General features: G+C 60.0%; 15 protein-coding genes. 2 read left to right on the forward strand and 13 right to left on the reverse strand.

Annotated elements, in window-relative coordinates:
- Positions 1-10: 10 nt before the first annotated feature.
- The 10 genes from DMP17_RS08245 to rimP all read right to left on the reverse strand — a co-directional run bounded on the left by DMP17_RS08245 (position 11) and on the right by rimP (position 8,516).
- Entirely contained in the window at positions 11-592 is a 582-nt protein-coding gene (locus DMP17_RS08245) for a thymidine kinase (RefSeq protein ID WP_337828589.1), read from the reverse strand.
- Positions 593-600: 8 nt separating this feature from the next.
- Complete coding sequence (locus DMP17_RS08250; RefSeq protein ID WP_337828590.1) at positions 601-1,308, reverse strand: hypothetical protein; 708 nt, start codon at positions 1,306-1,308, stop codon at positions 601-603.
- Positions 1,309-1,365: 57 nt separating this feature from the next.
- A complete protein-coding gene (gene rbfA, locus DMP17_RS08255; protein ID WP_337828591.1) occupies positions 1,366-1,839 on the reverse strand; it encodes a 30S ribosome-binding factor RbfA in 474 nt (157 codons plus the stop codon).
- Positions 1,779-2,153, reverse strand: coding sequence for a helix-turn-helix transcriptional regulator (locus DMP17_RS08260; protein WP_337828592.1), 375 nt, complete (start codon positions 2,151-2,153; stop codon positions 1,779-1,781). The genes rbfA and DMP17_RS08260 overlap by 61 nt, the downstream gene beginning before the upstream one ends.
- Positions 2,150-2,401 carry a type II toxin-antitoxin system RelE family toxin gene (locus tag DMP17_RS08265; protein WP_337828593.1) on the reverse strand — a complete coding sequence of 84 codons (252 nt, stop codon included), beginning with the start codon at positions 2,399-2,401 and terminating at the stop codon, positions 2,150-2,152. Before DMP17_RS08265 ends, DMP17_RS08260 begins: the two co-directional genes overlap by 4 nt.
- 54 nt (positions 2,402-2,455) lie before the next feature.
- The gene (locus tag DMP17_RS08270) at positions 2,456-2,821 is read right to left on the reverse strand and encodes a glyoxalase superfamily protein (protein ID WP_337828594.1); all 366 of its coding nucleotides are present in this window, start codon (positions 2,819-2,821) and stop codon (positions 2,456-2,458) included.
- A 144-nt stretch (positions 2,822-2,965) separates the two neighbouring features.
- Positions 2,966-5,524, reverse strand: coding sequence for a translation initiation factor IF-2 (infB, locus tag DMP17_RS08275; protein WP_337828595.1), 2,559 nt, complete (start codon positions 5,522-5,524; stop codon positions 2,966-2,968).
- Positions 5,525-5,606: 82 nt separating this feature from the next.
- Positions 5,607-6,338 (reverse strand): DUF448 domain-containing protein, encoded by a 732-nt coding sequence (locus tag DMP17_RS08280; protein WP_337828596.1) that lies wholly within the window; start codon positions 6,336-6,338, stop codon positions 5,607-5,609.
- The gene (gene nusA, locus DMP17_RS08285; protein ID WP_337828597.1) at positions 6,319-7,950 is read right to left on the reverse strand and encodes a transcription termination factor NusA; all 1,632 of its coding nucleotides are present in this window, start codon (positions 7,948-7,950) and stop codon (positions 6,319-6,321) included. Before nusA ends, DMP17_RS08280 begins: the two co-directional genes overlap by 20 nt.
- On the reverse strand, positions 7,950-8,516 hold the full coding sequence (gene rimP, locus DMP17_RS08290; RefSeq protein WP_337828598.1) for a ribosome maturation protein RimP: 567 nt from the start codon (positions 8,514-8,516) through the stop codon (positions 7,950-7,952). Before rimP ends, nusA begins: the two co-directional genes overlap by 1 nt.
- A gap of 263 nt (positions 8,517-8,779) precedes the next feature.
- On the opposite strand from rimP, the gene DMP17_RS08295 reads away from it, so the two are divergent.
- Positions 8,780-9,952: a PQQ-dependent sugar dehydrogenase gene (locus DMP17_RS08295; protein ID WP_337828599.1), complete on the forward strand. Its 1,173-nt coding sequence runs from the start codon at positions 8,780-8,782 to the stop codon at positions 9,950-9,952.
- Between the two features lie 11 nt (positions 9,953-9,963).
- Here DMP17_RS08295 and DMP17_RS08300 read toward each other — a convergent pair whose 3' ends face one another.
- The gene (locus tag DMP17_RS08300; protein WP_337828600.1) at positions 9,964-10,770 is read right to left on the reverse strand and encodes a nucleotidyltransferase family protein; all 807 of its coding nucleotides are present in this window, start codon (positions 10,768-10,770) and stop codon (positions 9,964-9,966) included.
- A gap of 455 nt (positions 10,771-11,225) precedes the next feature.
- Between DMP17_RS08300 and DMP17_RS08305 the strand changes: the two genes are divergently transcribed.
- Positions 11,226-11,678: an META domain-containing protein gene (locus tag DMP17_RS08305; RefSeq protein ID WP_337828601.1), complete on the forward strand. Its 453-nt coding sequence runs from the start codon at positions 11,226-11,228 to the stop codon at positions 11,676-11,678.
- A gap of 108 nt (positions 11,679-11,786) precedes the next feature.
- Here DMP17_RS08305 and DMP17_RS08310 read toward each other — a convergent pair whose 3' ends face one another.
- Both DMP17_RS08310 and DMP17_RS08315 read right to left on the reverse strand, forming a co-directional pair.
- Positions 11,787-12,056, reverse strand: a complete 270-nt coding sequence (locus DMP17_RS08310) for a hypothetical protein (protein ID WP_337828602.1) — start codon at positions 12,054-12,056, stop codon at positions 11,787-11,789.
- A gap of 120 nt (positions 12,057-12,176) precedes the next feature.
- Positions 12,177-13,067 carry an alpha/beta hydrolase gene (locus DMP17_RS08315; RefSeq protein WP_337828603.1) on the reverse strand — a complete coding sequence of 297 codons (891 nt, stop codon included), beginning with the start codon at positions 13,065-13,067 and terminating at the stop codon, positions 12,177-12,179.
- Positions 13,068-13,373 lie beyond the last annotated feature (306 nt).

Consider the following 13,373-nt stretch of genomic DNA (forward strand, 5'->3'; position numbering starts at 1 on the left):
CCGCTTGGAGCTATCCACCCAAGGCTTCCATAAAATGTTTGCGGCACAGCGCGTCATAACGGTCATTGCCGCCGACTTCGGTTTGCGCGCCCTGCTTGACCGCCTTGCCGTGCGCATCGACGCGCAAATTCATCGTCGATTTGCGCCCGCAATGGCACACCGCCTTAATCTCGATGAGCGCGTCGGCAAGCCCCAACAGCGCCGCGCTCCCCGGAAACAGTTCGGCCTGAAAGTCGGTGCGCAGGCCGTAAGCCAGCACCGGAATATTGCTTTCATCGGCAAGCCGCGCGAGGCCGAACACCTGCGCTTTGGTGAGGAACTGCGCTTCATCGACCAGCACACAAGCAAGCGCGCCATGCGTGGCGACATCCGCCATCACCGCTTCAAATAAATCCGTTTCCGGATCGAACAGATGCGCGTCGGCCTTCAATCCGATGCGCGAGGTTATCGAGCCTTCGCCATAACGGTTATCGAGCGCGGCGGTCCACAACATGGTCCGCATCCCGCGCTCGCGATAGTTGAAATCGGCTTGCAGCAAGGTCGTCGATTTGCCCGCATTCATCGACGAATAATAAAAATAAAGCTTGGCCATGATCGTCCCTAATTGTCGCTCCCGCGCGCGGGGTCAAAATCCCACCCATTCTCCATTTCGGACAACCGGAGAAGCGGCGTTTTGCCGATATTTTTCCATGCCTTTTTGACCCGATCATGCTCGATCGAGCCTTTGCCGATGCTCATGCGACCGGTCATATAATTGACGCTGGTGGTCGTCATTTCGCCGCTCGCGCGATGGATATGGGTTTGATCATAGCCGATGAGTTGGACCGCCTCATTCTGGTCACGGAAGGTGAAGGTGGTGTTGCTCATCGACCAACTCCCCGCGCTCGCCCAAAAGCGGATGCTGACCAACAACACGCCTTTTTTGATTACCATCTCGCTCTCGCCAAACGGGTCGTCGATAATGGCGTTATCAATGCGGGGGATGAGCTTGGTGCTCACATCCGACAATCCATAGCCCCGCGCGCCCAAGTTGAGAGCGACAATGATCGCGCGGGGATTGGAATTGAAGGAGTCCGCGCCCAGTCCGTTCGGGTTCGCAATGACGAGATTTTTATCGGTGCTGCGGATGACCAACGCCAGGTCGGGACGTTTATCCCCGTTCAAATCCCCGCGCGCGGTGCGTTCGAGTTCCCATCCCGGCGGCACAAAGCCAGAGGCGCTGCGGGCCATTGTCGGAACATCGGGAACCGGCGCAGGCAGCAAATCATCGGAGTCCGCCAAAGCAGGCGTTGCTATGGTTGCCAACATGCAAGCCGCAACCCCTTCACATATTCCCGTCCGTTTCATGTCACCCCCTCCTCTAACTCAGACCTCGTCCGTGTCTGCGTCGTCCAGATCGCGCGCAACCTTGGGGTCGCGCAAAAGCTGGTCAATATGCGTGCCTTCGTCAAAGCTTTCATCGGCGAGGAATTTGAGTTTCGCCGCATATTTCATCTTCACCCGGGTCGCGACCTCGCGTTGAAGGTAAGCGGTGTTGGTGCGCAAGGCTTTCAGCACCACTTCCTCATCCTTGCCAAGCAAGGGTTTCACAAACACCGTCGCATGGCGCAGGTCAGGCGACATACGGACTTCGGTGACCGACACCTGATGCTTGGCCAGCACATCATCATGCACGTCCCCGCGCATCAAAATGTCCGACAAAATATGCCGCACCTGCTCGCCCACGCGCAACACGCGGACCGACCGGCCTTCGGGAGATGTATCATTATGCTTCGCCATTATTGCACCGGTGCTATATCTTCGATTGTTACGCCGAGCGCATCGGCAAGACGCGCCCATAAACCCACGCCGCCTTCAGCCTCGCCGCTTTCCAGTTTGGAAATGAACGCCGCCTGACGGTTAACTTCCTGCCCCAACTGGCCTTGGGTAAGGCCGCGATAGGTGCGCCACACACGCAACGGATTTTCGCCATCCATGATGCGGTCCGCCAGTTCCACCGGCAGATATTCTTCGCCCGCATCGCGCCGTGCGGCAAGCGCGTCCGCCACCTGTTCGTCGGCCTTGTCCTCGGCGACATCCATCAGTTTTCGATATTCTTCAAACGGAAGCATCGCTATTTTCTGCCCCGCAATTTTAACAATCTGAACCGTCATGCTTTATCCTCATAAGCCGATCCGCGCGGCGCAATATCGTCGATCCACACAATATCATCTTCGATGCGGAACAAAATCCGCCAATCCTGCACCCGCAAGCGAAATTCCGGCCTGCCTTGCAACTTCTTTATATTGGCCGCCTGACTGGTCCAGTCTTCCGCCAATTCTGCGATTTTCTTGCGGATAACCTCCCTTTTATTGCTCTTCAAAAGCGCGCGATGGGCCGTTTTCGAGAGTCGGATATCCATAGGCAATTATCGGATATGGATAACCTGCGCGCAAGTGCTAATTATTTGAAGCGATTATGCGCCGGAATAAAAGGTCAGGCGGTTGCCGGACGGGTCTTGGATGGTGATATCGTGTGTGCCCCACGGTTGCAATTCGGGCATACCGGGGCGCGCATGGCGATAATTTTTGGCGCGTAGTTCTTCCATATAGGCGGTCACATTATCGACCGGGATACGTAAGGCCGCGCCGGGGGTCGCATCGCCGAAATGTTCGGACAGATGGAGGACGCAATCGCCTTTCTTGACGCCCATATAGAGCGGGGTTTCGGGTTCGAAGCGATGTTCGAATTCTAGGGCGAAGCCAAGGAACTCCAAATAGAATTCCTTGGTTTTGGGTTCATCGAAACTGCGCAGGATCGGGATGGGTGCGCCGAAGGTCATGGCAATGCGGCTCCATTTAACGGTAGAGTTGTGCCGCACTGGGCCCCCGCCTTCGCGGGGGAACAATGAATTGATACCAAACCGTGTCCCCGCGCAGGCGGGGACCCAGTGCAGCCTAGCACTTCACCATCATTCCGATGCGCCTCAAAGCGTGCGCGCACGCTCTTCAACGTCGAACACTTCCAGCGTGTCGCCCGGCTTGATGTCGTTGGTACCTTCCAGCACCACACCACATTCAAGGCCAGCGCGCACTTCGGCAACATCGTCCTTGAAGCGACGCAGCGACGCGATGATGGTTTTCGATACGATAACATCGTCGCGCGTAACGCGGGCGTGGATGCCCTTCTTGATGTAGCCATCGGTGACGAGCAGACCAGCCGCCTTGTCCTTCTTGCCCGCGTTGAAGATTTCCTTGATCTCCGCACGGCCAACCACGGTTTCGATGATTTCCGGACCCAGCTCGCCCGCCATTTCCTTGGCGATGTCTTCGGTGAGGTGATAGATGACATCGAAATATTTCAAACGCACCTTGTTGCGCTCGATCGCTTCGCGCGCCTTGGCGTTGGGGCGGACGTTGAAGCCGATAATCGGCGCGCTCGATGCCGACGCCAGCGTCACATCGCTTTCGGTAATCGCGCCGACGCCCGAATGGAGAACCCGCACGCGGATTTCGTCGGTCGACAGCTTGTTGAGCGCGTTGACAATCGCTTCCACCGACCCTTGCACATCGGCTTTGACGAGTACGGGGAATTCGATGATCTTGGCTTTGTCTGCCAGCGCCGAGAACATATTTTCAAGGCTGGCAGGCGCCATCGCGGTGCGTTTCAGCGTCGCCTGTTCGTGACGATAGCTCGCCACTTCACGCGCGCGCGCTTCATTTTCAACGACCGTCAGCGTGTCACCGGCCATCGGCACACCGCCAAGGCCCAGCACTTCGACCGGCATCGAGGGGCCGGCTTGTTTGACCTGTTTGCCTTGGTCATTGACCATCGCGCGGACACGTCCGCTTTCGGTGCCGACGACGAAAATATCGCCGACCTTCAACGTGCCGCGACGAACAAGGATGGTCGCGACCGCACCGCGGCCCTTGTCGAGCTTGGCTTCGATGACAGTGCCTTCGGCGTCACGGTCGGGATTGGCTTTCAATTCCATCAATTCGGCCTGAAGCGAGATTTTCTCGATGAGGTCTTCAAGGCCCTGACCGGTCTTGGCCGACACTTCGACGTCCTGCACATCACCCGACATGGCCTCGACAATGATTTCATGTTCGAGCAGACGTTCGCGGATTTTCTGCGGGTTGGCGCCATCCTTGTCGATCTTGTTGATCGCGACAATCATGGGGACGCCCGCCGCCTTGGTGTGGTTAATGGCCTCAATCGTCTGCGGCATCAAACCATCGTCCGCTGCCACCACCAGCACGACAATGTCGGTCACATTGGCACCGCGCGCGCGCATTTCGGTAAAAGCTTCGTGGCCCGGCGTATCGAGGAAGGTGATCTGATGCCCGTCCTTGGTCGTGATCTGGTACGACCCGATATGCTGGGTAATGCCGCCCGCTTCGCCCGACTGGACGTTCGCGCCGCGCAAAGCGTCGAGCAGCGAGGTCTTGCCATGATCGACATGGCCCATGATGGTGACGACCGGCGGACGCACTTTGAGCGTGTCTTCCGCGTCCACATCGGTCGCGGTGTCGATGTCGATATCGGCTTCCGACACGCGGGTGATATTGTGGCCGAATTCGGTCACGAGCAATTCGGCGGTGTCCGCGTCAATCGTCTGGTTGACCGTCACCATCATGCCCATTTTGAACAGGGCTTTGACAAGGTCCGCGCCCTTTTCGGCCATACGGTTGGCCAGTTCCTGCACGGTGATGGCTTCGGGCACGACCACGTCGCGCACCTGCTTTTCGCGCGGGCCAGCCGGACCCATATGCGCGCGGCGTTCCTTTTCACGCGCGCGTTTCAACGCAGCCAGCGAGCGCGCCCGCGCACCGCCATCGCCCTCGTCAAGCGCACGGGTAACGGTGAGCTTGCCCTGACGGCGATCATCGCCGCCACGATTGCGGTTGGGCTTGGGCTGTTCGGGGCGCTTGGGCGCTTCGACCGGCGTGAATTTACGCGCAGGCGGGAAGCGTTCGGTCGTGCCACGTTGGGCAGGCGCTTCTTCGGCCTTGGCGGGCTCTTCGGCAGCAGGCGCGGACGGAGCCTTGGCGGCTTCACTCGCGCGCTTGTCGTCCTCGGCAGCCGCCTTTTCGGCAGCGATACGCGCGTCTTCTTCGGCCTTGCGATTTTCTTCGGCGCGGCGCTTTTCTTCTTCGGAGGCCGATTGGCGCTGCTGTTCTTCGCGGCGGCGCGCTTCTTCGGCGAGCGCAAGGCGCGCTTCTTCGGCTTCACGCAGCAGCTTTTCCTGCATTTCCTTGCGGGTCAAGGTCTGCTCGACTTCGCTCACGCGCGGCGCAGGGGCAGCAGGCTTGGGCGCGACCGGTGCGGGCGCGGCAGGCTTGGGCGCTTCGACGACCGGTTCGGGCTGAGGCGCGGGGGCCGCTTCGCCGGGCTTACCGAACACGCGCTTCTTCTTCACCTCGACAACGACGGTGTTCTTGCGTCCGTGGCTGAACTGCTGCTGCACCTGCCCCGTTTCCACGGTGCGTTTGAGGCCCAGCGGCTTGCGGCCCAGTGTCGGCTTGTTGTTATCGTCGCTCATCTATCGTCCTGCTTACTTCTAATCTCGTATCAATTCATCGTTGCGGGCTTTATTAAAAAGTCCGCCTTATCCACCGCTGCGGTCAATCGCTGACAGCCGACGCAACGGGAGGTCCGTCGTCGGCGTTCGCGCCTGTATCGCATCCGGTGTAAAACTGCCAGCGGGTGAGTGCCGACAAAATCCGTTGGGCTGCGGCGCGATCGGTAATCGCAACATGCACCGCATTATCGCGCCCTAATGCCATAGATAGGGGGCCGCGGTCCACAGGCAAGATGGTTCCGCCCTTGCCCGACCCTTCTTCTTCAAGGCCAACCCGCAAGCTTTGGTCGCGTTTCTTGCGACCATCCTCGCTCGCGTCGGAGGCGTGGAGGAGCAACGCGACCTGTCCGGACCGGCAGGCCGTATCGACCTTTTCCGCACCCGACACGAGGAAGCCGGAGCGTGCCTCCAGCCCCAGCCGGTCAAGCGTCAGCCGTTGCAACTGGGTTTCTATATCATCCGCAAGGCTGTCGGGAACAGACAGCGCCGCGCCCTTGAACGCACGCGCGAGCGCGCCTTTCAGCTTGCCCTTGGCCTGCGCTTCTATGAGTTCGGCCTTGGTCACGCTTATCCACGCGCCGCGTCCCGGAGCCTTGGCGCGCACGTCCGGCGCGACCTGCCCGTCCGGCCCGATGGCGAGCCGGATCAGCGTGTCACGCGCGTCATGCTTGCCCGTGAGGATGCACTTGCGTTCGGGGGTGTGCTTGGCCTTGCCAGCACGGTCCCCGTTCGTGATGTCGGATGCGCTTACGCTATCATTGTGAGGTTTCCGCATCGGCGGCCTCCTCACTGGGAGCCGCTTCAGCGGCGGCGGGTTCGTCATCAAACCAATGCGCGCGGGCGGCCATGATGATTTCGTTGCCTTGCTCGTCCGACAGGCCATATTCGGCCAACACACCGGCGCGATCTTCCGGACGTTCGGTGCGCGCATTGTCGCGGCGGCGCGGATCGACGCGGCGCTTCTGCACCAGTTCGTCGGTCGCAAGGTCGGCCAAGTCGTCAAGCGTCTTGATGCCCGCCTTGCCGAGCGTCACCAGCATGGCTTCGGTGAGGTGCGGAATGTCGGCAAGCGCATCATCGACGCCGAGTTCGCGGCGTTCGGTGCGGAAAGCTTCTTCGCGGCGCTCCAAGGCTTCGGCGGCGCGGCTCTGCAATTCGACCGCCAATTCTTCGTCAAAGCCTTCGATCGACGAAATTTCTTCCGGCGACACATAAGCGACTTCTTCCAGCTCGCCAAAGCCTTCGGCCACGAGAAGCTGCGCCAGCGTTTCGTCCACATCCAGTTCGTTCTGGAACATTTCGGAGCGCGCGACGAATTCCTTCTGGCGCTTATCGCTCGCATCGGCTTCGGTCATGATGTCGATGGCCGAGCTGGTCAGTTGCGAGGCCAAGCGCACATTCTGGCCGCGGCGACCGATGGCAAGGCTCAATTGATCGTCGGGAACGACGACTTCGATACGGCCTTCATCTTCGTCAATCACCACGCGGGCAACGGTTGCCGGCTGGAGCGCGTTGACCACGAAAGTCGCGGTATCTTCGGACCAGGGAATGATGTCGATTTTTTCGCCCTGCATTTCCTGCACGACCGCCTGGACGCGGCTACCCTTCATGCCGACGCACGCGCCGACGGGGTCAATCGAGCTGTCATGGCTGATAACGCCAATCTTGGCGCGGCTGCCGGGATCGCGCGCAGCGGCCTTGATTTCGATGATGCCATCGTAAATTTCGGGCACTTCCTGCGCGAACAATTTCTTCATGAATTCGGGGTGCGCGCGGCTCAAGAAAATCTGCGGGCCACGGTTTTCGCGGCGGACGTTCAAGACAATCGCGCGGACACGGTCGCCAACGCGCGCCACTTCGCGCGGGATTTGCTGGTCGCGGCGGATAACGCCTTCTGCACGGCCAAGGTTCACGACGACATGGCCGAATTCGACGGACTTGACGACGCCGGTGATGATTTCGCCAACGCGGTCCTTAAATTCTTCATATTGGCGCTCGCGCTCGGCGTCGCGCACCTTCTGGAAGATGACTTGCTTCGCTGATTGCGCGTCGATGCGGCCCAGATCAATCGGGGGCAGCGGGTCAACGATGAAGTCGCCGACATTGGAGCCGGGTTGCAGCTTATCGGCCTGCTTCTGGTCGACCTGTTTGAAATAGTCATCGACCTGCTCGACCACTTCGACGACGCGCCACAAGCGCAAGTCGCCGGTCATCGGGTCAAGCTTTGCGCGAATGTCGTTTTCCTGACCGAAGCGCGCGCGCGCGGCGCGCTGGATCGCTTCTTCCATCGCTTCGATCACGATGGCCTTGTCGATCATCTTTTCGGTCGCAACCGCGTTCGCAATCGCAAGCAGTTCAGCCTTGTTTGCAGAAATGGCGTTGGCCATCAATCCTGTCCTTCTTCGTCAGAGCTATCTTCAATTTCTTCTTCGTCCGCCCCGTCCGCCACGAGCGGCACGGTTGCGGCGATTAATTTGTCGGTCAGCACAAGCTTGGCATTGTCGATAGCGGCAAAGGGGATGCCGTGGGTCACGCCTTCGCGGTCGGTGACGGCGACCATGCCTTCATCATCCATGCCCAAAATCGTGCCGTTAAAGCGCAAGCGCCCGTCCAGTTTTTCGGTGAGCGTAATCTTGGCCTCATGCCCCGCCCAGTCATTATAATCCTTGGCGCGCGTCAGCGGACGGTCGATGCCGGGCGACGACACTTCAAGCCGGTATGCGCCTTCAATCGGGTCATTGCCCGCTTCTTCCAGCGCATCCAGCTTTTCCGAAATACGGCGCGACAAATCGGCGCAATCGTCAATATTAAGCTGGCGCGTATCGGGGCGCTCGGCCATAATCTGGAGCGTGCGTTCATCATCGCTGCCGAACAGCATCACGCGCACCAGATCAAATCCGAGCGCCTTGGCTTCGGGCTCCACCAGTGCAACAAGATCGGCAATATCGGCCATCAACGACTTTCATTTCCAAAAAGAGCGGGCATATCCAAAAACCAGTAAATATCCCCGAAAAACACCAAGCGCCTTTGTTGCCGGAACCGTGTGGCCCCGACCCCAACTTCGCTACCGATGTCGAGAGATGGAAAGCCATATAAGCGAGCGCGTCTGTTTGCGCAAGTGGAATCCCCGCGCAGGCCTTATGCCCGATGGCAACCCTTGCGAAGCATCCGCGTTAGGGAGATAGTGATATGCCAAAGCCAGCCGGAGATATAATCATGATGATACGCGCCGCCTTCCTGCTTACCGCCGCTTCGTTAAGCCTCACCGCCTGTAATGCCGCCACCCCCGGCACGGATGCAGACACACAAAATGCGCAGACAAAAGAGGCCAATGCTACGACGTCCGCCGACAAGCCGTTCACGGTGACCGACGTCGCGCAATTCAACGCGCCTTGGGCGATGACCTTCCTCCCCGATGGCCGCGCTTTGATTACCGAGAAAGCGGGCACGCTCAAATTATGGCAGGCCGACGGTCCGGTCTTGGACGTAAGCGGCGCACCCAAGGTGGATAGCGCGGGGCAAGGCGGGTTGATGGACGTTGTCCTGTCGCCCGACTTTGCCACCAGCGGGCTTATTTATTTGAGCTTTTCCGAGACGGGCGAAGGCGGCAAGGGCGTTGCGCTTGCAACCGCCAAGCTCGACACCAGCGGCGATGCGCCCAAGCTCACCGGCCTCAAAACCATCTTCCGCGCGACGCCCTATGTGTCGGGCGATGGCCATTATTCGGGCCGCATCGCTTTCTCGCCCGATGGCAAATATCTGTTCTTCACCAATGGAGAGCGGCAGAAATTCGACCCCGCGCAAGACCCCAAAGTAACGCTTGGCAAGGTGCTGCGCCTCAACCCCGACGGCACGCCCGCAGCAGGCAATCCGCTCGCGGCCAAGGGCTTCCATCCGGCGGTCTGGTCCTATGGCCATCGCAATTTGCTCGGGCTGGCCTTTGATGCGGCGGGCAATTTGTGGGAGCAGGAAATGGGCCCCAAAGGCGGCGACGAGGTCAACCTCATCCAGCCGGGCTTGAATTATGGCTATCCCAAAGTGTCGAACGGCGACCATTATGACGGTAAGCCCATCCCCGATCATGCGCCGGGCGACGGATTTGAAGCCCCAAAAGTCTGGTGGAATCCTTCGATTTCGCCGGGCGGGCTGATGATCTATTCGGGCGCTATGTTCCCGCAATGGAAGGGCGATGCGTTTATCGGCGGCCTGTCGGGTCAGGCGCTTATCCGCGTCGATATTGACGGCACCAACGCCAAAAAAGGCGACCAATGGGATATGGGCGCGCGCATCCGCGAAGTCGAACAAGGCCCCGATGGCGCCATCTGGCTACTGGAAGACGGCGCACAAGGCTCGCAAGGGCGTTTGCTGAAACTCACGCCGAAGGGTTGAGCGCGGGGCAATCATGCCCCCTTATCCGCAGCCCGCGCGGCCAATATAGCTTCCACCTGCTCCACGTCGGAAGGCTTATCCACGTCAATGCACGCTTCGGCTTGCGGCATGGCGACAAGCTTTGCGTCCAGTCCCAATTTGCGCCCGGCCCGCGCGACTGCATCGGGACCGGTGATGAGGCGCAAGGCCGCGCCGAGCAGCAAGATCGGCCCGAAACTCGCAATGACTTTCCAGCCTTTTTTGCGGTCCTGTTCAATCCCGCGCCACAGGTCGAGCAAGGGCTTGGCCTTGGGGCCGCCGAACCAGAACAGGTTCGCGCCCGACCACCAGCCCTGTTTGAACTTGAGCCAAGTGCGCGCCGATGCGGGATAGGCGGCCAGCAAAATCCGGCGTTCGACCGCGCCCGCCGCAACATCATGGCCCGTCGCTTGCGCCAGAAAATGGTCGATCATCGCATGGGTCAGGAGCGCATTGTCGGCGGTCGTGACGAACAGCGGCCCGCCTTGTTGCGCCAGCCCTGCTTCGACCGCCGCCGACACCGACGACGGGCCGGACAGGGTCGCGACCTTATGGTGGATCGCCATCCAGCGGGTTGCCTCCTCGCCGAACAAGGCGGCGGGATCTTGCGCGACCACGACCAGCTTGGCGATGCGCGGATGCGATACCAAAATTTTGGCGACGCGCGACAGCATCGGCTCGCCCGCAATCGGGATCAGCACCTTGTCCTCGACGCCATAAGCTGCGCCCAAAGGGTCAATCCCGGGACGGCGTCCGGCGAGCAACAGCGCGGTAACGGGAGCGGGCAAGGCGTCAGTCATGCCCCGTCCGTTGCCTTGAAAGCGGCGTCCGCGCAACGGCTTTTTATGTCGGCCCGCCTCCCCGACGGAAAGCCCGTTCGGTGCCATCCCCCCCCATATATTGTGGTCGGTAGGATAAAATCCATAAACCCTCGGCTTTCTGCCAAAAACACCCCCTTAGCTTCGCAAAGTTCAGGCAAATCGGCCTTTTTTGTAGGAGGTGCGAGGCACAATATATGGGGCATCCCCGCACCGCCTGTCAGCCTATCGCGCGCCCTGCCCGCGCCGCCGCCCGCAATCTGTTGTCCCGCCATGCCGCTCCGCCTCTTTAAAAACGTCAAAATTTTGTCGAATCGTGGACAAGGGTAGCTGCGCGCCACCAGCGTAGGACAGGCTTTTCCCATTGCACCGCGCACCATGTCTCTTTGTTTTCATTCAGCAAACACACAGATTCGCCCCGCTATAGCGTGATCATTATGACAAAATATCTGATTGGCGCCGTTGCCGGTGCCCTCGCCCTTGCCGGATGCACGACGACGTCGGCAGACAGCAACACCACCCCGAACGCCAGCGCCCCCGCAGCGGTCGCGCTCGCCGGGACCAAGTGGAAAATTGTGTCGATCGCAGGGAGCGCCACCGGCGGCGAAGGCGATGTCCGCCCCGCCACCATGCAGTTCGAACAGGGCAATATCAGCGCGACCGCAGGCTGTAACCTGATGAACGGCAGCTATACGCAAGAGGGGGCGACATTGACGTTCGGCCCCGTCGCAATGACCCGCATGGCCTGCCCCGCACCGGGCCTTGCCGAGCGCGAAACCAGCCTCGGCCAGATGCTTGGCCAGCCGCTCACCGTGACGGCGGGCGATGCGGGCAAGGTCATGCTGGCCAATGCCGATGGCACAGTCATCGAACTCGCGCCCGCGCAATAAGGCCCCGCAATAAGCCCAAATGCGCCGGTCCCGTCCGGCGTAACCCGATAATCAAAGGGGATCGGGCCCGACGGCTTGATCCCCTTATTTTTGTGTTTTTACGCGGAATTAGAAATAAATAATCATGCCATTGTCGCAATAACCGAACGCCACCTTGTCATAATGGCTGGTCGTTTGACCGGTGATATGGATCCATTCTTCATTACCATTGCCCCCGCAATAGCCATTGGCCGACCCCACCATCGTCGTTTTGGAAGCGTCACTATAATAAATATATTGATGCACATAAACGCGATCGGTTAACCCGGCGTGGGCCGCCGTCAGCATCATCGTCGAACCGATTGCAACCAATGCCGCGCGTTTGGCAAATTTTTTCATAGCACCTCTCCTGTTGACCCCGGTGCGCCGTTGCACCGGCTCGACCGACTATGGACCACGCCCCCCGCAAGTCGAGCCGGAGTTGGGTTCATAATGGTGCAAAGCGTAAGGCTATGCAGCTCAGGCCAGTCCCTTCAAAAAGGCCACGCTTTCGTCCAGCACCGGCGCTTTGTTGCGAAAGGTGCGCGCGATGGCCATGAGCGGTTCGACATGGTTGAGCCGCTCATATTCGCGCAAGGTGGCGGTGCCGCCCACGGCCTGTTGTGCGGCGACCATTGCGCGGCTGTTGCGCGCATGGACGAGCGTGTCATTGGTCCCGGTCGCGACCCATAAAGGCGGGGCTGCGGCGCGCGCAAAACGCACCGGCTGGGTGAGGTCGGGCGGCTCGACATGGCCCATTGCGGCAATCGCGGCGGGCATGGTGAAGGGGTGGAAATCGGCGGGCGCGGACAAGGCGACCACGCCTTTGATGGCCTCCGCCGGAACGCCTGCGCGCTCCAGCCATTGCGGGTCGAGCGCGAGCATCAACGCTATATGCGCGCCCGCCGAATGGCCTGCGAGCAGGATATGGTCGGGGTCGGCGCCATATTTTTGCGCTTCGGCGCGCGCCTTGGCAACGGCGGTGGCGGCATCTTCAAGAAAGACAGGAAAGCGGATTTCCGGCACCAGCCGGTAATCGGGCAGCGCCACGATGAAACCGCGTTCGGCATAGGCTTTGGCAGCAAAAGCATAATCGCATTTGTCGCCGCTGTTCCAGCTTCCGCCATAGAAAAAGATGAGCAACGGCTTGGGTGCCTCGCCTTGCGCTGCGTCTACCGCCTTGGGTGCGTAAAAATCGAGGCGCTGGCGGCGATGGTCGCCATAGGCAATATCCGCCGCAATCCGCCGCCCCGCACTGCTCCCCCACAAGCGGTCCAGATGGTCCAGCCGCTGCGGCCTGCGCGCAAAACGCAACCATAAGCCCAATGCGATAAGGCCGATAAGGCCGATGCCTGCGATGATTTTGATCATGATGTTGATGCTGCAAACTTTATCAGGCGCACGCAATAGGGAAAGTGGGTGGGGGTGGGGGTGGAGAGACTAGGATGGGGATGGGGATGGGGAAAAGAAGATAAAGGACAGACCCCACTTAAACCTTCTCCCCGTCTCCCAAAAACCTTCCCCCTTGATGGGGGAAGGATACGAAGCCTTACGCGTACGCGCGTTAGGCGCAGTTGGATGAGGGTGATGCGAACCGAAGGTTCGCGCGGTCGTGCCGTCCGCTTACCCCTCACCCAGCTTCGCGTAAGCTCGTGCCTCGCTAACGCTGCGCAACCC

It is taken from the genome of Pseudonocardia sp. TMWB2A (assembly GCF_017312135.1).